The organism is Thermoplasmata archaeon, assembly GCA_038874435.1.
In the GTDB taxonomy this organism is placed as follows: domain Archaea; phylum Thermoplasmatota; class Thermoplasmata; order Lutacidiplasmatales; family SKW197; genus SKW197.
In genome coordinates, this window is record JAVZCK010000023.1 from 1 (window position 1) to 21,703 (window position 21,703).

Here is a 21,703-nt window from a genome sequence, read left to right on the forward strand (position 1 = left end):
GGGAGTTATCCAAAGTTTATGTTGTGACCGTAGGGGAGCAGAACTTTGTGAATGAAGTGACAAAATCCACGAGAAAACTGCTTAATGAGCTGGAAATACATATTACTCAAAACTTGGGAAGTTAGTGAGAACCCGTATCGGAAGACAAGTTTATTTCAAATACCAAAGCTGCAGAGATTGCGTGGGATTATGTAAATAAATTTGTATCGGTTGCATGGAAGCACGCTAAATCCCATGTGACACTGAAATTGTCATCAATACATGCCGACATAGTTTCAGAGGGAACACTGAAATACATTACTACAAAAGTAGTATCCTTCAGGGTTTCTTATGACAATTATGATACTGGTGCGGATATTATGCTTAGAGTGAATTCAGCGGGCAGGGTGGTATGGATGAATGCCTTTGCTGAGTTTACCATGGTAAACATAGGACTATTAGATGCCCACACACCCAACAAGGTAATTACATACCTTACAAACAATGGAGTTGGAATTTCTAGGCCTGCATCGCTAGTAAGTTCTGCCACTATCACGAATATCAGCATTTACTATGCCACTTCTTCAAACACTACCCTTACCCAAGGCAAAGAATACTACGCAGTGGCGGTCCCGTTGTACGATCTCCAGATTACAATAATATACAAAGATAATGCCAAAGAAATTGTGTCTAAACCGCTAAAGGTGGATTTGATATGAGAGAAAAATTTTTAATTTTTATATCTATTTTACTAATTTTTATTTTTTCGCTGCAGAATTTAGCACCGGCATCCAATTCAGAAAATGATGTTTTAGAAGATAGTAACCTTCAAAAGCATGGTCCAATTCGCCTCGATGAGCGAGCTGACTTCACCAGAGAAAACGGAGTCGTGTCTGGTAGTGGGACTGAAAGGGACTGAAACTGATCCATATATAATTGAAAATCTGGAAGTATATTCCAATGAGATTCCTGCCATCTGGATAGGATCTCATAAACTAACTCTTGAATACATTAAAATAAGAAAGTGTGTTCTCCATGGGAATTACTCAATCGGTGGTTACAATTCAAATGGCATTAAACTAGAGAATACCAATCACATTATAATTGAAGATACAATCATAGAAAACTTTACTGATGGCATTCTCCTTCAAGGATGCAGTGATGTGGTGATTACAGGCAACAAGATATGGGCGGCATACTCTTGTATAGAATTGAACGAATATTATTCCGTTCCGCATATTTCATGCTCTGATGTAAGAATCTTTACAAATGATTTAGCAGGTGGGATAGGTATTAACGTCCAACACGCACATGATGTAAAGGTGATTAATAATAGATTTTCTATTGTTTCAGGTGGGCGAGGAATTTTCACGTACGAGGTGCGAGGTTTAGAAGTAATTTCAAACAACTTTTTTGGAGAGATTCCATTATCATTTGGGCAGGCAGATAGTAGCGAAATCTATCACAATAATTTCTGGGGAGGTAAAGGAAAAGGGGTAGTCGGTGGGAAAATGGTTGAGATTTGTATTGGACAAAAGGGTGCGCTATGCTTCTACAATACTTCTCTGAAAGAGGGGAACTACTGGTGTAATTGGGACGGAGAAGGTTGGGGCACAGCATCTGCATATCCGATTGAAGAAACATTAGGTTATGGAGATATTTATCCTCTTAAAGAACCTTTGAAAAATATCACTATCAAACTTGAAATTCCAGATAAAATCAGTGGGGGAAAGGAATATAAAGGTAAGATTGCTGTCAAGGACACAAATGGCGCTGGTGTTCCTGGCATTCGTGTCATGTCTGTTTTTACATCGCCCCAGTGGGTCACGCCAAGTTTTAGAGCAATATCCTCTGAAACAGACGAAAACGGTATTTTGGAATTCACAATCTATACTAAGAGTGGAGAATTGGGAAGAACTGGCCGCATTCTCTTCACAGTAATCTGTTCGAAAGCCGGGTTTATAGATGGCTACTATGAATGTTATATTCTTATAGAAGAAGGCAAAGATGAGCTTATTTATTACTACTCTGCTGTGGTGGTTGGGGCGTTAGTTGTAATAATTGGTCTCTTGTTTATCTACAAGGGAAGAAGAAGGAGAAAGAGGACCTAGATTTATATCTCTTCCAGTAGAATACCTCCAGTTGTGAAAAATGGGAAATTCCAAGAAAAAATTAGATATTCCGGCTTAAAAAGCGGGCCTGAAGGGATTCGAACCCTTGACCCATCGGTTAAGAGCCGATTGCTCTACCTAGCTGAGCTACAGGCCCAATCTTTTGAGAGATAATTGAGGATATATTTATGCCTTTAGCAGGGTTTCTCCAGCATCTCCTTTCCCGTTTTTCACATCCATGATTTCGCTATTCCAGCTTGTTTCGCAAATTAGATATATCCCTTTAAACTCTATATTGCCAATGAAAGTTCAGCAAATCTACAGCATTCTCTTAATTCTTATCCTTCTCATTCAGTGTGTCCCAGCAATGGGGGACATGCCCACAGCAGAGAAAAATCTCAAAAGCATTCAATCCTCTGACTGGCTGTTTCTGATATACATGGATGCAGACAACAATCTCGGAAGTGCAGCAGACAATAATCTTGCTCAGATGATGGCAGTCGGTAGTGATGAGAGTATAAACATTCTCGTGCTTCTGGATAAAAATGGCTTTGGGGATTCAAGGATTTACAATGTGAAGAAGAATACCCTTGAATTGGTGGATGATGATGGTGCAGTGATTCCAGAGACGCAGGAAGTTAACATGGGTTCTTCAGATACCCTTAAAAACTTTCTCAACTTCAGCATGCAATTCAAAAGAAACCACACATTTTTAGTGCTCTGGGACCATGGAAGTGGTTGGCGTGGCTTCTGCACCGACAGTCAGTCAAAGGATTCCCTAAATCTCTCAGAAATTGCAGATGCATTGAATGATTTTGAAATCGATGTACTGGGCATTGATGCCTGCCAGGGTGCACTAGTGGAAGTGGTCTATGCACTACGCAACTCCGCTAAATATTTTGTTGGTTCCCAGAAGGACGAGCCAGAAAACGGCTGGAATTACACACTTCTTCTCAACATAGCAAAGGCAACGGCACCGCTTACACCAGAGAGATTTGCCACAGTTGCAGTGGAAGCATTTGAAAAACATTATAGAAGCTACTCCATGCTTTCAGTATCAGTTGCCTTGAGTGCAATAAATCTCAGTAAAGTTAGTTTGCTGGTCGATGCTCTAGATAATTTTTCACTCGCTTTGTCTTCGGCTACATTTTTACTCCATTCCGAAATTTCGGAAGCTAGAAATTCCACTGAAACCTATGAGGGTAACAGCAAGGCAGATGTTGACCTAGGAGATTTTGCTAGGAAATCGTTAAACAGTTCCTACATTAACATAAGGAAAGGCGCCAGAAACATGTTATCTGCTCTGCAGGCTACGGTATTAAAGTCCTGTGGAATTACCGCATTTCTGCCTGCCAGCGGTGTTCGGGCAGACAATACTTCAGGTCTCAGCATTTATTTTCCCCAATCTACCTTCAACTCAGAATACCTGAAAACACAGTTTGCGAAGGAGAAAAGCTGGCATAAGTTCCTACTGGACTTCCTTAATCCTCCTGCACTGCAAATAGCATCGTTGTATGTGAAAACAAGGTTTGAAAACAACACAATTGCAATAGAAAATCCAGATGCTGCGATGATTTACATCTGTGACTCTACAGGTGAAGTAGTGACTAGTACAAATATAACATGGATAAACTATACAGTTAGTGTATGTGATTACTACGAAATTCTTGCATACAATTACACATCATACATGGGAAACTTCTATCTTGACGGGATGTTCAAAAATGAGAAGAAATGGATTGGAGAGAGACGCCCCAACATAAAAATTAATAGTGTTGAATTTGTCAGAGAGGACGGCATTAGAATTCTTGGAGATACAGGCAAACATCCTGTTGAAAACAGAAGCTTTTCGGTGCATGTTGAGGTTTCAAATCCTGGGAATGTGAATTTGAGCACAGTGGCTTTGATTGAAGTGGGAAACTTCAGATGGCGAGAGAATGTAAGTGTGAGCGTGAATGCGACTGGAAGCATCAATCGGACGCTCATACTGCCCGTTGGTGAGTTCAAATTCAGCATTTTTCTGGATCCAGATAACCAGTTGAGAGAAACAAATGAGACGGACAATTTTTATTTGGAAAGATTTCAGGTGAAATCTGGTGCACCATTGCGAGGAATTTCAATTGTTCTTGAGATCCAAGGTGTGTGTAACTATCGAATTTATAACGAAACAGGTTATGTATTGGCTGAGGGAACGGTGATAGGCAAAACCACTGCCTATATCAGTCCTTCCAGTTTTAAGGAAGGAGAATATCTATATGTGCATCTCATATCTGGAAATCAAACTGTTTTTAGAAAGATCCAGGTTTTTTCTGAAGATGACACCTATAAGTTGGTATTCAATATCCAAACAGATGGTTTTACAGTTATTGACTATGTCTTTATTACGGTGGTTGCTGTGTTGCTCGCGATAATGCTCATTGTGTCTGGCATTACCATTCAGATGATCAGACGGAATGATAGAAATAAACATTGAACTGGCTTTTTAGGCTACTAATTATTTACGGGAAAACTCTATTAACCCCCTCAGGTATGCATCCCACATGTTCGGAAAAATCGCAAATCTCATAGTGAAACACCCTAAAAAAATCACAATTATCTGGGCAGTATTCCTGATACTAGCTGCGCCCCTCGCAATCCACTATGGTGATGTGCTGGTCTATGAGGAAGCAAAAATCACTCCTGACAATTTAGAATCAAAGGTTGCTGATAGAATCATTGAAAAGGAATTTCCAGGAAATGTGCCAAATGGCTCTGCAGTGGTCGTAATTCAAAACCACAATGTTTCCTCTCAGGAGACAAAGCACTTCGTGGAAAATTTGACAACAAAAATAAAGGAATCAACTGAAATTGCCCTTTTAGATGATGTGACATCAGTTTACATCCTCACAGGAGATATTCTGCATACAGCCTCCTCTGCAATTCACGAGGCATTTCCTTCATTAAAGGAAAATGTGAATGGCACCACATACTTAGTTTACGGACTCCCAGATAGCTTTAACACAACAGCCAGTAATGCAAAGGCCATTGGCGAGATGCTTTACGGCTTCCCTGAAAATTATGTTTATCTCTGGAATCTCTCAGAACAGTCAGCAATGATGGTTTATGGACTTCCATTGCAATATGCAATGATCTGGAACTACACAAATTTTTCTGCAACGCTCGTTTACTCAATCCCCAAAGCTCATGCAATGTTCTGGAATTATTCCAATTACGGAAGCACGGTTGAAGAACGGGATAACTTCACCTACACCCAGTTTTCCACCTATATGGACATGTTTGCGGGCCAGTATGGACTGAATGAGAGCGAGAAGGAGATGCTTCGCTCCTATTACAACCTCTTTGCTAATTACTGGAACAGCACAAGTGGAGAGCATAATCTGAGCGAAGAGATGAACGCGACCCTTGCGAGGGCACAGAAGGCGATAGATGAAAATGCCATAGCAGATTGGTGCAACATCACATTCAACACCACGGAAGAGAAGGAATTTTTTGAGAAGATTCATCACTTCTGGAATGTCACAACATGGTATCTCTCCCTGCCCCCACTTTTCAATGAGGGAGATAATACACCGATGCTCAACAACTTCGCTCTCGAGCTCATAAAAGAGAACATCGCACTCTTTGCTACTGAAATTCCAGCTGAGTTTCTGACACCCGTGGAGCACTTCATAGACGCTTTCGGGGAGAACTGGAGCAGGGAATTTGGAAATTACTCCACGCTTGAGGAAACCGCGATGGTTGCAGGAAACCTGTCAAGACAGTTGCTTTTTGACGAGTTTGCAAATCTCACAGAACCAGTTTATCCTGGAATTGACTTCACGGCGATAGAACTTCTCATAAAACTCAACGATACCTTTGACTACTATGACTGGAACAATCGCAGCGCTTACAACAACACCACCGCAATAGACAAATTTGCCTATGAACTATTTTCAACGGTGGCATTTGCAAATGCCACAGAACTTTTCCTCAACTACTCTGAGAAATTTTTCACATACTGGAACCAGAGTATAGGCACTGCTTATGACAGGGGAACAGCGGCAATGACGCAAGCAATCCCAGAATTTATTGCAAACATTCCAGATAACACCACGAGAGAATTTTTCGAAAATGTCTCTGCAGCCCTTGACATTCAAAACTGGGCCTCAAGGACAGCAATAGATGGTTTTGCCTTTGGCTACATTGCGGAGCAGATAAACGGAAGCACACCACCTGCCATGCTGAACAAAACCCTCAACTATTTTAGAGCATTTTATGATGGCTGGTGTGCACTGAATTCCAGCGATTACAACGATACAGATAACCGCACAGCTATAGTTCTGGATGCAATGCTCTTCCCTTACATCAATTCCTCGTTGAGCGGTGATGAGAAGGACTTCGTGCTTGAGGTTGCGGCCTATTTTAACCTCAAAAACTATGCAAATGACACAAAGCATACTGAATTCTGCTGCCATTACCTTGCAAAGCACAGTCCGCTCAAGGATGCAAACTACATACAAATGGTGGTTGAAGCTGAGAGTGATGCAGCACTCTGGCTTGTAGTGAATGAAACTCTTGAAACGAGAGGTGTCTGGAACCTTCCGATGGAATTTCATCCTGCAATTCTGCATAAATTCATAAGTCCAGATAATACCACAATGCTTGTTTCCATCACTTTTCTCAAGGGCTCAAATAATGCGAGTGTGGACAATAATGTGGTAGTGTTGAGACAAATGATTGCTGATTTGAACAAGAACTACAACTATACTGTTTATTTAACGGGTGATGTACCGCTCTCCCATGATATAGCGGAGGCCTCCTGGGGTGAAGTTTCCCATATTGACACCTTTGCAGTCGCTTTTGCAATTATATTTATGATAATCTACTTCCTTTCTCTCGTGGCACCCTTTGTGCCTCTAGGTGCTGTGGGAATTGTAATTCTGATTGCAGACGCAATTGTGTTTCTGGTGGGTGCCTTCCTGATTCAGATTTATTACATTGTGCCCACTTTTCTCTTTACTGTGTTGCTTGGTGCTGGCACTGACTACACAATTTTCCTTCTTTCAAGGTATCGTGAGGAACGGAGAAAGGGCCATACAAAAGAGGCGGCTGTAAAAACCTCAGTTACCTGGGCAGGAGAGAGCATTGCCACGAGCGGAGGCACAGTGATGATTGCTTTTGGAGCCCTGACGATAAGTTCCCTCCCGCTGGTGCAAACCATAGGTGCAATTGTGTTCATAGGGATTGGTATCGGAATACTGGCTGCACTCACACTTTTGCCCGCCCTCATCCTCCTCATCGGCGATAAAATTTTCTGGCCATCAAAAATCAAGCCATTGCTTGGAAAGGATGGAAAAAGAAATTACTTCTGGCATGCGGCTCGATTCTCACTCAAGCATCCGAAGGCAATAGTTGTTGCTGCATTTCTCATCACACTGCCTGCGGCTTATGCTGCTCTTACTCTTGAAACTGGCTATGACTTTGTTTCCACGATGCCCGATGTGGAAAGCAAGCAGGGGATGAATGCACTTGGAGAGGGTTTCGGAAAAGGAGACATAATGCCCACATACATTCTAATCAATCTCACAGAGCCAGTAAGAACTGATGAGGGTTACAACATTAACATTTTCAATGATACTGAAGCATTGTGTTCCAAAATCATGGCACTCGGAGGCATTGCAAAAGTTTACAGCATTACGAGACCATTTGGTGACCCGATTAATTACAGTGATTCAGATACCCTTGACTTCTATAAGCCAGTCATAGACACCAACATCGGGAACAGCAACAAAACAATTCTCATTTCAATTGTGTTGGTTGAGCAGCCATTCCATGCAAATGCAATAAAGAAGATAAACGAGGTAAGGGAGCTTGTGAAAAGCCAGAAATCAAACTATCAGAGTTTTAAAGAGGCAGCGATTTATTTCACAGGAAGCACCGCAGGAATGCAGGACATAAAGGAGATGATGGACAAGGACTTTCCCTACATGATGCTGATAGTTCTAATTGGTGCCTACATTGTGCTCCTTGTTGTGCTTGGCTCTGTTTTGATTCCATTGCGATTGCTTGGAGTAACCTTAATGACTGCGACCTGGGCACTGGCGTTAACAATGTTCGTGTTTACCATTGTGTTGAACCAGCCATTGCTCTGGCTCATGCCCTTGATTCTGTTTGTGGTTCTTGTAGGTCTTGGCCTTGACTACGACATCCTGCTCACCACGAGAATCAGAGAGGAGGTGAGCAAGGGTAAGAGCGATGAGGAGGCAATTGTTACTGCTGTTGAGAGAACTGGTGGCATCATTACAATCTGCGGTTTGATAATGGCAGGGGCGCTGGGAAGCATGATGCTCTCTGGCATGGGAATGCTTCGCCAGTTTGGTTTTGCACTCTGTGCTGGGATTCTGATTGACACAGCGATAATGCGAATTTATGTTGTGCCTTCCATGATGATTCTCCTCAAGAAATGGAACTGGTGGGCACCAGGGAGATTACAGAGGGTAAGAAGAGAGGAAAAGAAAGAGGCAAAGCATGGGAAAACCGTGAAGAAGGAGCAAATTCTCAAGAAGGAGTTGAAGAAACCTCATTCACAGAAAAAGCAAGGAGAGATGCAGAAGCCAAAGCCAAAATCCCGCTGAAACTGAATGCAGCCCATGAACCAAATAGATCCCAGAGCAAACCAGCTATGAAGTTAGCAGGGAATATTGTGATGCTTGTCACAAGGTTGATGATACCCAAAGCAGAACATCTTACTTCTTCGCAAACCATCACAGAAGTTATTGCTCTCATTGTGCCGTCAGTCATCGCCATATACAACCCGAAACAGAGAAATAGTGCCACCAGAAAAAGGAGAGAATGCACAAGGGCAAAGCAGAACATTACTCCTGCAAACACAATGAAGCCGACCACAAGCATGTTTTTCCTTCCTACTCTGTCTGAAAGAATGCCCATTGGATAGGCTAAGGCGGCATAGGCGATGTTCATCAGTACATAAAAACCAACTTCCACATACACGGGCATCTCAAGAACCTGGTGGGATCGCAGGAGTAAGAAAGCAATGCTGAAATTGGCAATCCCAAACACTCCGATTGCGGCTACAAAGAATCTGAAGTTGGGAGGGAATTTTTCAAGCGAAAGCGAAAATTTTCTTGACTGTTTCCCCTTGGTTTCTCGCACGAAAAGAATTACGATAATTGCAGCAATGCCAGGCACTGCAGAAAGCAGAAATACCAGGCGATAAACATCCATCGCAGTTCCAAATGCTAGGAGCACAATTAGAGCAATTAATGGTCCGACAACCGCACCGCTGGTATCTAGAGCCCTATGCAATCCGAATGCCTTACCTCGCTCACTTTCTTTAGACGAGTCAGCAATGATACCATCCCTTGGCGTTGTCCTTATTCCTTTTCCAACTCTGTCCACAACTCTAACGCCGAGCACATGAAAAGGGGAGGTGGCAAGGGCAAGCAAGGGCTTTGTGAGATTGCTTATAGAGTAGCCAGATAGAACAAAAATCTTCTTTCTCTTGAGTTTATCTGCATAAACACCAGAGACAAGTTTAAGGAAACTGCCAGTGCTTTCTGCAATTCCTTCTACAATTCCAATCACAAGAGAGGTTGCACCAAGTCCAGCCAGAAAGAAGGGAAGCAAGGGTACAAGCATCTCTGTACTCATATCTGTAAGAAAACTCACAATTCCGAGCAGAATTATGTTGATTGAGAGGCCAGCAATCACTTTGGATTTTGGCATTAGTGTTGCCAAATAGGTATAACATATAAAGGATTTTGGATTGAATACTTTAGCAGGCCCTTTGTTCTTCACCTGTTAGTTATATTTATTACCCTCCAAGTAATTGGTAAGGGTGATGGCTAGAGTGGAAGAGATTGCAAAGGCAGTAAAATCTGTAGCACTATATCATAAAAAAGATATCCAGAACGCAGAGGAACTTCTGAAGAGTGCTGACAGTTCAAATCCTGATACATGGATTTACAGAGGAAATTTGAGATTTGAGAATGGGGATTTTGATGGTGCAATTAGCTGTTACAACGAGGCATTGAAACTTTCTCCTGAAAATGTAGCTGCTATGTATAACAAGGCAAATGCCCTCTTGCAAATCGGCAGAAATGAAGAAGCTCTGAAGATTCTTGAAAAACTTGTAAAACAGAACCCAGACATTGAAGAAATCTGGAACAATCTAGGTAATATCTATGCAAGGCGCGGAAAAATTGAGGAGGCAGTAGAAGCATACACTAGGGCCATTGACCTAAACCCAGATTATACTGTTGCGAGATACAACTTGGGAATGGTACTTGCTCAAAAAGGGGAATATGCTGGAGCCATAAACCAGTTTATCTATGTGCTAGAACGGGAGGCAATGGTCGAGGCATACTGTGCTAAAGCGTCATGTGAATATGCAATTCATGATTTCCAAGAGGCACTAGAGACAATAAACAAGGCGATTTCGCTAGATTCAAAAAATGTTGATGCATGGCTGTTGAGAGCCGCAATTCTGGCAGAACTTGAGCAAACAGAAGACGCGTTCAGCACTTTGAAGGAGTGCATGAAAATCAATCCAGATAGACCAGAAATTTATTTAGCTACAGCAAAACTTGCAGTGAAGCACAATCGTCTTAAGACAGCAGAAGAATTTTTGAAGGAGGCTGTGGAGCGCAATTCTGACCATGTGGAGGCATGGGAACTGCTGGCGGATGTAGAATTCCAACTGGAGAAGTATGATGCAGCGATTTATGCTGCAGAACGGGCAATTTCCATTCCGGAAAGTCGTGAACATCGGTGGTATTTGGTATATCTTTTAGGTTCTTCCTACTTTGAAAAGAAGGAGTTTATAGATGCAAGGCGGTATTTTGAGAGTTGCATCGAAGAGAATCCAGGTTTTGCTGAAGCTTATGTAAAGCTAGGTTTTACTCTGATTGAAACAGGAAAAAGAGAGGAAGGATTGCAACTTTTAGAGAAGGCAATGGAGATGAAACCAGACGACTGGCATGTACAATATCTGGTTGCCAAGGGGAAATTTGAAATAGGAGAGGTTGAAGAAGCCAGTCAGATTCTAGATAAATTACTTGAAAAAACTGCAGATTCCGCTGCTCTTTTGCTTATGGGGCGAATTCTAGTATTGAAGGGAGACCTTGAAGAGGCAATCCTGATGTTCGAGAAAGCAATAGATAAGAATCCTGCAAATTTTGAGGCATGGTATTACAAGGGCAGGACTTTGTTTGAGAAAAAAGAGATAGAGAAGGCATCTGCCGCACTAGAGCTTGCCCTCCAGATTAATCCATGGCATTACAATTCTCTTTATTATCTCGCCCTTTCATATGAAGAACAACAGAATTATTCGAAGGCCGCAGAATGCTATGAAGAAATCTTGAAGATAAGTCCAAGGGACTACCAGGCACTGTTTAATCTTGGGAAAGTGTATTCTGGCATGGAAAAATGGGTGGAGGCACAGAACGCGTTGAAGAAAGGTTTAGAAGTAAAGGCCACTTATGAATGTGCTTTGCTGCTGGGTATTGTCTATGAAAAACAACAAAAATTGGAGGAAGCAATAGATTATCTTGAAAAGGCAATAGAAATAAATCCATATGGAGATGAGGCATATTATGAAGGAGGCAAAACCTACATTGAGAAAAAGGAGTTCAAGAAAGCATTAGAAATGCTTGAAATGGCAGTAAAACTTACACCAAAAAATGAATACCTGAAGCAGCTTGGAATTGCTTATCATCATTCTGGTAACTTTCCGAAGGCGTTGGCTATTTTTGAAAAGCTAGATGATATAGAAGCAAGGGTTTATGCTGCAGAATGTGCACTTGAGCTTGGAGAAGAGGAAAGAGCGTTGACATATTTACAATCACTTCCAGCGGACACAGGAATATTCAATGCCTGGATGCTTAAGGGAAGATGTGAGGAGAAACTTGGGAAACTAGAGGAAGCGCTCTATTCATATAGCAAGGCGATTGAGCTATCCCCAGATGTGGTCGATGGCTGGCAAGCAAAGGGAAATGTCCTTCTGAGGTTGGGAAGGGATGCAGAGGCACTGGAATGTTATCAGCATGTAATTGCGAAGGAGGAGCGAGAGGAGTATTTGATAAGAGTTGCAGAAATTCATATTCATCTGGAGGCGTTTGAAAAAGCATTGGATCTGTTGGACAGAGCTGAGAAATTACCCAATGTGAAAAAGGAAACATTGCTCTGGCTCAAGGGACTTGCCTATCTTGGACTGGAGGAATTTGAGAAAGCAAAAGAGATGTTTGAGAGTTTAATAGCGAGCGAGGAAAAGCCAGAATATCATCTTAAACTTGCCTTAGCTTACAAGGGTTTGGCTGAATATAAAAAGGCCGTGGAACATTTTGAGCAATATCTGGAGGCAAAACCGGATGACATTGATGCCTGGAGGCAGCTCTCTGAATTCTATTATGCAATTGGGGAAACGGAGAGGTGCTTAGCAGCACTGGATAAGTGCATCGCGTTAAATCCAGAAATGTATGCGGCATGGTATAACAAAGGGACTGTTCTCTTGATGCTGAAGAGGTTTGAGGATGCGGAGAAGGTATTGCTGAAAGCTGCAGAATTGATGTCCAATGATGCCAGAGTGTGGAATAATTTAGGCACGGTCTATCTTGGAATGGAGAGGTATCCGGAGGCTGTGAAGGCATTCGAATCTGCTATCGCTGTAGAACTTGGAAATTCGGAAGCATGGTACAACAAAGGTGTAGCATTGATGAGAGAAGGAAAACATGTAGAGGCAATTGAATGCTTTGATAGGGCTGTTTCCATAAATCCAGAGTACATAGACGCAATCTTCATCAAGGGGAGTGCATACTTTGAGATGGGAGAGTGGCAGAAGGCAGCGGAGGTCCTTAGCCAGTTCCTCGAACAGAAACCAGAACATTTTGAAGCATTACTTTTGCGTGGTAAATCATACCAGAAACTCGAGAAGTTCAGCGAAGCGAAGAGAGATTTTGTGAAAGCCATTTCAATAGAGCCTGCTCAGTTTGAACCCTACAAGTTGGCAGCTCTGGTCTCTTCCATGCTGTTAGATTGGGAGGAGATGGAAAAGTATGCTTCCGTTGCGGTTGAAAGAAATGCAGAGGATGCGGAAAGCTGGTATCTAAAGGCAGTAGCAGCACTGAATTTAGGGCAAATAAAAGCGGCAATTAAGTTCTGTGAGTATGCAGAAGAATTGGATAAAAAGATGATTGATGCGTTCTTTATAGAGTCGATAGGAAAATTGCTAGGAAATGACAGAAAAGGGGCAATTGAAGCAATTGAAAAATGTGTACTCGCAAACCCAGAAAGTGGGAGGGCAGCCCTAATGCTGGCCTCAGCCTATGCAAGGTTTGGAGAAAGAGATGAAGCATTGAAATGGTTTAAAAATGCAATTTTGATAGATAAGAGTGATAGAACCATTTATTTCATTGCAAAGTCATTGTATGAGTTTGAAAAATATCAGGAATGCATTGAACTGCTAGAGAGATTGAAGACATTGAATTCTCTATCCAATTATCTTCTCGGGCTTGCCTACAACGAAGTCGGAGAAAAACAGAAAGCCATTCACCATTTGGAAAAATCAGCTGACGAATTCCTCCCTGGAAAATTGATGTTAGCAAAGGTCTATTACGATATTGAGAACTATACAGAGGCGTTGAAGGTACTGGAGGGTATTGAAACAGATGAAGCAAATAAGCTGAGGGGCTGGATTTATGGAAAGCTTGGAATTTGGGAAAGGGCCATTGAAGAATTGGCGAATCTAGCAAGAACGAGAGTGCTTGACGGAGAAAGCGCTTATGTATTGGCCCTTGCTTGTTTTTCACTTAATAGGATTGTGGAGGCGAAGGAATATCTAGAGATTGCAAAGGCGTCAATTCCCAGTGCAGCTGAGAATTGGCTATTGATGGCTAAATTGAAGATGTTGGAAGCAGAGATGATGAATTCAAACGAGTTAAGATCAGAAGCAGTTGGGTTATTCAAACGAGCTTTGAGTTTGAATCCAAATTCTCTAGATATTGTTTTTGAGCTTGCTAGGAATCTATTTGTGCTTGGGCGGGAGAAGGAAGCATTGGAATATGCAATGACGATTGCAAAGAGTCCAGATCTGAGGCATGTGCTTCTTGCAGCCAAGATTTTTGAGAAGAATGGGAGGCAGGAGGAGGCATTAGCCAACTACAAGCTCGTGGCAGAAAAATCAGCTAATCTGGAGAGCTTAGAGGGTTGTGCGCGCTGTTCTCTGAGTTTGGGCGATTATAAAGAGACGATGGAGTATGGGGAGAAATGCTTAGCGAGAAATGAAAAAAGTAGTGCGTTGCTTGCAGTGGCGATCGCGAAACTAGCATTGGGTACCAAGGATGCAGTGGAAATTACGGAGAAAGCGATAAAAAATGGTTATGTGGACGAGAATCTTTTGCTGGGCTATGGGAAGCTTCTTCTTGAAAACAATGAGGTTGAAAAGTTGGTGGAACTTTACACTCAACATGAGGAAAAGTTGAGAAGTGCTAAAGCAGGCGCCATCTGGGCAGAAGGTTATATGAGGAATGGCGAGTATCAGAAAGCCCTGAAAATTGTAGATAAATATCTTTTACAGAAAGAAGACGCGGCACTGTTGAAAATGAGGGGTGAGATACTAGAGAGGATGGGAGATATAAATGAGGCAATTGTTCATTATGAAAGGGCATACCAGCTTGAACCCAATGATGTTGAAATCTGTCTACATCTTGCTAGAATTCACTTGAGTCGTGGCAATAAGGCAAAAGCAAGGGAATTTGCAGAACAAGCAGTTGCGATTAACAGAGAATCATGCAATGCCTGGTATCTGTTGGCACTTTCTAGGGAAGGGGAAGAAAAAATTGAGTGTTTGGAGAAAGCAATGAAATTGGGGGGAGGCAGAGAAGTGCTTTTAGAGTATGGGAGGACACTTCTGGGGAAAGGAGATGTGGGAGGAGCGGCATCCTGTGTTGAGAAATTGCTGAGCATGGGCGAGGAAGATGAGATACTTTTACTAGCTGCAAGGATAAAGTTAGCATCAGGTAAGATTGATGATGCTAGAAATCTGCTTAACAGGGTGGAGAAGGAATCTAGGGATAGACAGGTCCTTGAGGTGGAAATTAGGATGCTGGCAGGGGATTATGAAAATGCAGTTAAGGTCTATGAGAAACTTCTAGATGGTGAGAAAAAATTAGAGTATCTAGTGGGACTCGCGAGGGCCTACAAGGGACTTGGGAATTATGAGAAAGCAGGTGAGTTTTATGGTCAGGCGCTTGAACTTAACCCTGCAAATGAGGAGCTGTGGGAAGAGCTTGCAGCGGTCCAATTCAGCAGAAAAATGTTTGAGAAATTAAAGAAGACACTTGAAAACTACATAAAACTGAACCCTCAGGAATACCAGCCCTATTACAATCTCGGGTTGCTGATGTTGAGTGATGGGGACTTAAAGGGTGCGGAAGATGCTATAAGGAAATCGCTTGCTATTGAGAAGGAGAATGAAAAAGGATGGAACGCACTGGGTAATGTCTATCTGCAGAAAGGCGACCTTGATAGAGCAAAGGACTATTTTGAGAAGGCAGTAGTGATAAATCCTGAATACTGGCGTGGTTGGTATAATCTCTCGCTTGTTTATGCCAAAAAGAAGGACATTGGGCAGGCACTCGCAACAGTCACAAATGCTGAAAAAATTGCTCCAGATAATCTTGAGGTTGGCTTACTGAAAGGGACACTCCTCCTCAGCCAGAAGAAAATCAGGGAAGGAGAAAGAGTATTTGAGAAACTCTATGCCAGGCATCCACAGAACGAGAAAGTGATTTTCAACTACGGTGTTGCAAAGATGCTCTCTGGTAAGCTTGAAGAAGCTTTATCGCTCTTTGAGAAGGCGATCGAGCGGAAAAAGGACTATGTTGAGGCATGGATGAACAAGGGCATAATTCATTATCAGAGAAAGGACTTTAGAAATGCGGGTATTGCGTTTGAGACTGTGCTCTCCTACGATAGAAACAACAGAATTGCCAAAAAGTATCTGGAGGAGATAGAGGGGAAATAGCGAGCTGTTCCACAGTAATCTTCTTATATCTTTTTTCCTTTAGCTAGCAAGAGGTTGGAAATATGAAGTCGTTTATTGAAGAGGCGCTGGCAAAAACTGGTGCTAATGCAACCCCAGACCCAAGGCAGTTTTCAGATGAGATTGTGGATGAAGAACTGCGAGAGATGCTTGAAAAAATGAAAATTAATGTGAAAATTGTGGGTGTGGGTGGTGGTGGCTGCAACACTGTCACAAGGCTTTCGGAGGAGGGAATTTACGGCGCTGAATCTGTGGCCATGAACACGGACGCTCAGCATCTTCTCATCACCAAGAGCCAGCGAAAAATTCTGCTCGGAAGGCGCATCACAAAGGGGCTTGGAGCTGGTGCTCTTCCAGAGGTGGGAGAAGAGGCAGCAAGGGAGAGCGAAGATGAACTAAAGAAACTGTTTGATGGAGCCCATCTGGTTTTCATCACATGTGGGCTTGGTGGAGGCACAGGCACAGGTGCAATTCCAGTTGTTGCCAAAATTGCAAAAGAACTTGGTGCCCTTGTAGTTGCTTTCGTTACCCTTCCCTTCCATGGAGAGGGCATGATGCGAATGGAGAATGCGGAGGCAGGGCTTGAGAAACTGAAGAGAAGCGCAGATGCCGTGGTCGTGATTCCGAACGACAAGCTGCTGGAGGTTGTTCCACGTCTTCCGCTCAACACTGCCTTTAAAGTCATAGACGAAATTCTTGCCCATGCAATAAAGGGAACAACTGAAATGATTACAAAGCCAGGGCTTGTGAATCTCGATTACAACGACTTAAAGACAGTGCTGAAGGATTCTGGACTTGCATTAATGGGAATGGGAGAGTCGGCAAATGTGGGAGATGCTAGGGCATTGGAAGCCATAACAAAGGCATTACATTCACCTTTCCTGGATGTTGGTATTGATGGTGCCAAAGGTGCAATGATTCATGTCGAAGGCGGAGAAGACATGACACTGGCTGAGGCAGAGAAAATTGCCGAGGAAGTTCAGGCGAGGGCGAGTCCAACAGCAAGAATAATCTGGGGTGCAAGAGTAAATCCTGAGATGGAACATGTGCTCAGAGCCACTGTTATTGCCACTGGTGTTGAGGAGAAAAAGTTCAGAGAGGTTGTTAAGGGAAAGAAGGTGGCAAAGGCACCACCTGGAATTGAGACAGTGAGGTAAAATTATCGAAACCAAATTTTCAATCCGACTTTTCACTCATTTCCTTCCGATATATATATATGTTCTTCTATATAGTTTTGGTGAGAAAAATGCTCTCAAAAATAAGAATATTTGGGATTGGAATAGTGCTTTTTGCAATATTCTGGGGATTTGTTGCAATGCCGACAGTTAGTGCATCGCCAGGAGAGACCTCACGAATTAAAATATCAGAATTGCGACCTCATTCTCCAATCACTATTGAAAAAGATTCAGATTTCAATTTTGCGAATGGTGTTGTGAGTGGTAGTGGGACAGAGTGGGATCCTTATATCATAGAAGGTTGGGAAATTTTTGGTAGTGATGACCCTCAAAATTATGATACAGCAATTCAGATATTACCCACAAAGAAGTATTTTTTAATTCGAAATTGTGTAATACATTTTGGGTATATTGGGATTCGTCTGGGTTCCTGTTCCCATGCTATCATTGAAAATAATACAATTATTGACACTCGCAGGTTTGGGATTGACTTGGCTGGTTGCAGCGATATTGTATGTAAAAACAACCATATCTTAAATCATAAGGGATATGCGTGTATAGAATTGGAGGTTTGGCATGGAAATAATGGTAACATACCTTGTGAGGATGTAAGAATCTTCTCAAATATTTTTGAGGGTGGGCTGGGAGTTGATGTTCAATTTGGACACAGGGTAGTTATCGCCTCAAACTGGATTCGTGCTGATTGTGGAATCCTTACATGCGAGGCATACAATCTGAAGGTTTTTTCTAACAATTTTTGTATTTTACAGGCATTTGTTAGTGCTTACGATGGAGAAATAATTCATAACAACTTTTTCACAAACCAAACAAAAGGTTGTAACGGAAAACCACCTATTGAATGTGCCAGTTCACAATTTTGCGATACAATTTTTTATAATGCAAGCAAAAAAGAAGGCAATTACTGGCAAAACTGGGATGGAAAAAACTGGGGAACGCCAGAGGCATACCCTATACCTACTAGCGCTTATGACCTTTATCCATTAAGTAACCCTTTAAAAAACGCAACACCATTTATTGAACTCCCAATGAAAATTCGGTCAGGAGAGAGCATTTTCGGAAAAATCTGGATTTGTGACGAAAATGGAAAAGGTATTCATGACTTCTATGTTGAAATCACCATACAACTGCCTGATGGTACACCTATATTTTATAGGCATCTTCTTACGGATGGAAATGGTAGCGCAGAGTTTAAGCTTCAACTTCCAAAGGAGATTGAAAAGCATAGGATTTGCGTGGTAATTTCTGGGACTAAAAGTGAATATTTAGATGTATATTCTGAGGAATTCTCATTCATAGTGAGTAATGACGAATCAAATAATATTTTCACAAATAATATTTTCTTTATAGTTGAAATTGTTGCTGTCATTCTGCCATCTGCAACAGTAATAGTAGGTGTCAGGTGGTTACGAAAAAAGAGAAGAAAAATGGATGGAACCAAGAAGATTTAATCTTTTGAAAAACTGTAAGAGTAGATTTATATCTTCCCCCTCTTTTGGGTTTTTGGAGGTTAAACTATGGCTTACGGAATCTACGGAGTGAAAAAAGAATTCATTGGAAAGATAGACGAAGCTCTGAAGGATGACATGGTAAGCAGGCAAAGCATAAAGATCAGAGATGCAAAGGTTCTTGGCATCAACAAGGAAGTCCGGTATGTGCTGGTGGAAGGCAGTGAGGAGGCAGTGAAGAGAGCAGACGAAATCTTCAAGCCAATTGCAGAGAAGGAGACAGGCGAGGATGCAGAAAAGGCCTATGCGGCCTTTAAAGCTGAAGATGAAAATGTAGCATCAGGCATGGGCTTTATTGACTTTTAAAGATGAAAACTCAACTTTCTTCTTTTGACATCTTTTGCACGGTAAAGGAAATAAAAAGGTTTGCACCTACATACCTTGAAAAAATTTACACAGCGGAAGATGGGGGCATAATTTTCAGGTTTTCTGGTAGCAAAGATTTTGAGTTGTATGTCGGGAACGGCTTTGTGTCGCTTCCTGTAGTTGGAAAAGCCGCTCATCCTGATGCATTCATAATGGAATTACGAAAACATGTGCAGGGGAGAAGAATAGACGAGATTTCTCAGGTGGGTTTTGATAGGATTCTAAGGATTGGAATGGGCGAATATGCACTTTACTTGGAGGTTTTTGGTGAGGGAAATGTGGTTCTAGTAAAAGAGGGCAAAATCATAGCAGCAAGGCATTATAGAAAATATGGACAGAGGGAAATTGGAAGAGGGATGGAGTATCGTACTCCTCCAACCAAGCTGTCTCCCCTGGACTTGGATGATCAGACGTTCGCTGAGTTCTGCAAGAAAGCAAGGTACGATGTTCAGAGAAACCTGGTCAGTCAGTTATGGCTAGGTGGCATTGCTGAGGAAGTGTTGCACCGCACAGGTATTGATGGAAGTGGTGAAATCAGAACACTTAGTCCAGAGCAAAGAAAAGCAATCCTAAGTGCAATACGAGAAATATTTGAAGAAACAGAACACCTGAAACCACAGATTGTTTATGCAGAAGGGAAGCCAGTGGATGTTGTGCCTATTCCTTTGCGGACCTATGCGAATTTAACGAGCAAACCATTTGAAGCATTCCTAGAGGCCATTGCGGCTTACACAGCTGAGATAAAAAATCTAAAGGAATATATGGACTTCGAAAGAGATAAAACAGAGAAGTTGGAGAGGGCAAGAAGAAAGCTGGAGACACAGGAACAGGAACTTAGGAATGTAGAGTGGGAATATGAGAAATGGCAGAGAATAGGCAATTTCATTTACGAGCATTATGCCGAATTTGAAGCGGTTTTGGAAAAGAAGGCAACAGCTGCTTTCGTAGTGGCACAGGATGAGCGTAGTGTGGAGTGTAGGGTTGGCGAGATAACTTTCAAGATAGATAGAAAACTCACGGTAAACGAGAATGCACAAAATGCATTTGCGCATGCTGCGAAATTCCGTGAAAAAGCAACGAAATTGAAGGAAGCAATTGAGGACACGAAAAACGAGATTGAAGAAATTGAGCGGCTGGAATTCGCGCAGGAGGAAAAAACAGTTAGACCTGTATTTGCAAGAAGAAAAACCTTCTGGTTTGAGAATTATAGATGGTTTATTTCTTCTGATGGCTTCATTGTGGTGAGCGGTTATGACGCCGAAACAAATGACAAGGTTGTGAAGAAGTATTTGAAGGAGAAGGACAGGTATGTGCATGCGAACATCCATGGCTCACCCAGCACAGTCATTAAGTCAGAGGGAAAAGAAATCCCAGATACCACAATTTATGAAGCATGTGTTTTTACCGTGTCTTACTCTCGTGCCTGGAGCCAGGCGATTGGAAATCTTGATGCATATTGGGTAAAGCCAGAGCAGGTGAGCAAGACGCCACAAAGTGGTGAGTTCGTGCCTAAAGGAGCATGGATAATAAGAGGAACAAAGAATTTTGTTCCTAACTTAAAACCGGAGCTTGCGATGGGGTGGGTTGAATATGAAGGAGAAAAGTTGTTGATGTGTGCGCCTGAGAGTGCGGTTAAAAAGCGAACTAACGATTACATTTTGCTTGTTCCAGGTGGGGAAGAAAAAGAGGTTATGGCTAAACAACTGGCAGAATTTTTCGGAGTTAAAATAGAGACAATTCAGAAATTGCTTCCATCTGGCAAAACAAAAATAATTAAAAAAGTTGGGGAAAAGGTTCAGTAGGTTGGCGGCTGTGGCTGCTGGGGTTGCTGGGGCTGCTGTGGATACTGGGGTGGAGGTGCTTGGTACTGTTGTGGTGGTTGCTGATACTGTGGTGGCTGTTGATATTGGGGTGTTTCTTGATATGCAGGTGGTGCCTGTCGGGCTGCAGGCGGTTGCTTTTTCCTCAATAGCACGACTGCAACCACAACAATAATTACTACAACCACGATTACAGCCACAATTGCAAGTAGCAGGAGCATACCAAGCGCGGCCTCTGCAGGTGGCGTCGGTGTTGCGGTGTAGCTCCCATATGTTCCCTTTGGATTTGAAACAATCTGGTTCACACTGTTCTTATCGGTACTTTGAGAACTTCCATACTGTCCATTATTTTCTGAGGCGTAGTAGCCAGTGCTTGAATCATAGGTGGCAGTGTTTGCATCTGCAATGTCTTCAGCACAGCCCTCAACATCTACATCGTTTTCATTAGATTTTGTTGGCGTCACTGGGACTCCATTCCAGCCATGACACCCTACTCTGTCCAGTACCGTCGTGCCTGCGTTGGTCAGGAAGCCAGCTCTTGTCACTGTAGTCCCGCTTACATGGAAGGTGTACCATACGGTAGTTGTACCTGAATAATCTTTGTCTGCGTTGATATTGACATTACCTCCCAGTGCCATGTTTGTTCCGTTGTAGTTGGCAGAAAGGTTCCACTTGCCTGTTACATGGG

General features: G+C 42.3%; 10 protein-coding genes, 1 tRNA gene and 1 pseudogene. 10 read left to right on the forward strand and 2 right to left on the reverse strand.

What is annotated here, in order from left to right; translation table 11 throughout:
* The first annotated feature begins 248 nt into the window (after positions 1-248).
* Both QXD64_07780 and QXD64_07785 read left to right on the forward strand, forming a co-directional pair.
* Positions 249-698, forward strand: a complete 450-nt coding sequence (locus QXD64_07780) for a hypothetical protein (protein MEM3397210.1) — start codon at positions 249-251, stop codon at positions 696-698.
* A 117-nt stretch (positions 699-815) separates the two neighbouring features.
* A complete protein-coding gene (locus QXD64_07785; protein ID MEM3397211.1) occupies positions 816-2,090 on the forward strand; it encodes a right-handed parallel beta-helix repeat-containing protein in 1,275 nt (424 codons plus the stop codon).
* Between the two features lie 83 nt (positions 2,091-2,173).
* Here QXD64_07785 and QXD64_07790 read toward each other — a convergent pair.
* Positions 2,174-2,247 (reverse strand) — tRNA-Lys (locus QXD64_07790).
* 144 nt (positions 2,248-2,391) lie between these two features.
* Here QXD64_07790 and QXD64_07795 point away from each other — a divergent pair.
* Positions 2,392-4,563 carry a clostripain-related cysteine peptidase gene (locus QXD64_07795; GenBank protein MEM3397212.1) on the forward strand — a complete coding sequence of 724 codons (2,172 nt, stop codon included), beginning with the start codon at positions 2,392-2,394 and terminating at the stop codon, positions 4,561-4,563.
* A 67-nt stretch (positions 4,564-4,630) separates the two neighbouring features.
* A complete protein-coding gene (locus QXD64_07800; GenBank protein ID MEM3397213.1) occupies positions 4,631-8,704 on the forward strand; it encodes an MMPL family transporter in 4,074 nt (1,357 codons plus the stop codon).
* Here QXD64_07800 and QXD64_07805 read toward each other — a convergent pair.
* Complete coding sequence (locus tag QXD64_07805; protein MEM3397214.1) at positions 8,628-9,815, reverse strand: MFS transporter; 1,188 nt, start codon at positions 9,813-9,815, stop codon at positions 8,628-8,630. The genes QXD64_07800 and QXD64_07805 overlap by 77 nt on opposite strands.
* Positions 9,816-9,930: 115 nt before the next feature.
* Here QXD64_07805 and QXD64_07810 point away from each other — a divergent pair, with 115 nt between their 5' ends.
* The 6 genes and pseudogenes from QXD64_07810 to QXD64_07835 all read left to right on the forward strand — a co-directional run bounded on the left by QXD64_07810 (position 9,931) and on the right by QXD64_07835 (position 21,081).
* Entirely contained in the window at positions 9,931-16,110 is a 6,180-nt protein-coding gene (locus QXD64_07810) for a tetratricopeptide repeat protein (GenBank protein ID MEM3397215.1), read from the forward strand.
* Positions 16,111-16,172: 62 nt separating this feature from the next.
* Positions 16,173-17,285, forward strand: a complete 1,113-nt coding sequence (gene ftsZ, locus QXD64_07815) for a cell division protein FtsZ (protein MEM3397216.1) — start codon at positions 16,173-16,175, stop codon at positions 17,283-17,285.
* An 89-nt stretch (positions 17,286-17,374) separates the two neighbouring features.
* Positions 17,375-18,772, forward strand: a complete 1,398-nt coding sequence (locus QXD64_07820; GenBank protein ID MEM3397217.1) for a right-handed parallel beta-helix repeat-containing protein — start codon at positions 17,375-17,377, stop codon at positions 18,770-18,772.
* A 66-nt stretch (positions 18,773-18,838) separates the two neighbouring features.
* Positions 18,839-19,135, forward strand: coding sequence for a hypothetical protein (locus QXD64_07825; GenBank protein ID MEM3397218.1), 297 nt, complete (start codon positions 18,839-18,841; stop codon positions 19,133-19,135).
* A 2-nt stretch (positions 19,136-19,137) separates the two neighbouring features.
* Entirely contained in the window at positions 19,138-20,997 is a 1,860-nt protein-coding gene (gene rqcH, locus QXD64_07830) for a ribosome rescue protein RqcH (GenBank protein ID MEM3397219.1), read from the forward strand.
* A gap of 3 nt (positions 20,998-21,000) precedes the next feature.
* Positions 21,001-21,081, forward strand: a pseudogene (locus QXD64_07835) (heterocycloanthracin/sonorensin family bacteriocin).
* Positions 21,082-21,703: the final 622 nt, after the last annotated feature.

Excerpts from the sequence above, each read along its gene's own strand:
- QXD64_07785 (MEM3397211.1), top strand. The coding sequence starts at position 816 with ATGGTCCAATTCGCCTCGATGAGCGAGCTGACTTCACCAGAGAAAACG.
- QXD64_07795 (MEM3397212.1), top strand. The coding sequence starts at position 2,392 with ATGAAAGTTCAGCAAATCTACAGCATTCTCTTAATTCTTATCCTTCTC.
- QXD64_07800 (MEM3397213.1), top strand. The coding sequence starts at position 4,631 with ATGTTCGGAAAAATCGCAAATCTCATAGTGAAACACCCTAAAAAAATC.
- QXD64_07805 (MEM3397214.1), bottom strand. The coding sequence starts at position 9,815 with ATGCCAAAATCCAAAGTGATTGCTGGCCTCTCAATCAACATAATTCTG.
- QXD64_07810 (MEM3397215.1), top strand. The coding sequence starts at position 9,931 with ATGGCTAGAGTGGAAGAGATTGCAAAGGCAGTAAAATCTGTAGCACTA.
- ftsZ (MEM3397216.1), top strand. The coding sequence starts at position 16,173 with ATGAAGTCGTTTATTGAAGAGGCGCTGGCAAAAACTGGTGCTAATGCA.
- QXD64_07820 (MEM3397217.1), top strand. The coding sequence starts at position 17,375 with ATGCTCTCAAAAATAAGAATATTTGGGATTGGAATAGTGCTTTTTGCA.
- QXD64_07825 (MEM3397218.1), top strand. The coding sequence starts at position 18,839 with ATGGCTTACGGAATCTACGGAGTGAAAAAAGAATTCATTGGAAAGATA.
- rqcH (MEM3397219.1), top strand. The coding sequence starts at position 19,138 with ATGAAAACTCAACTTTCTTCTTTTGACATCTTTTGCACGGTAAAGGAA.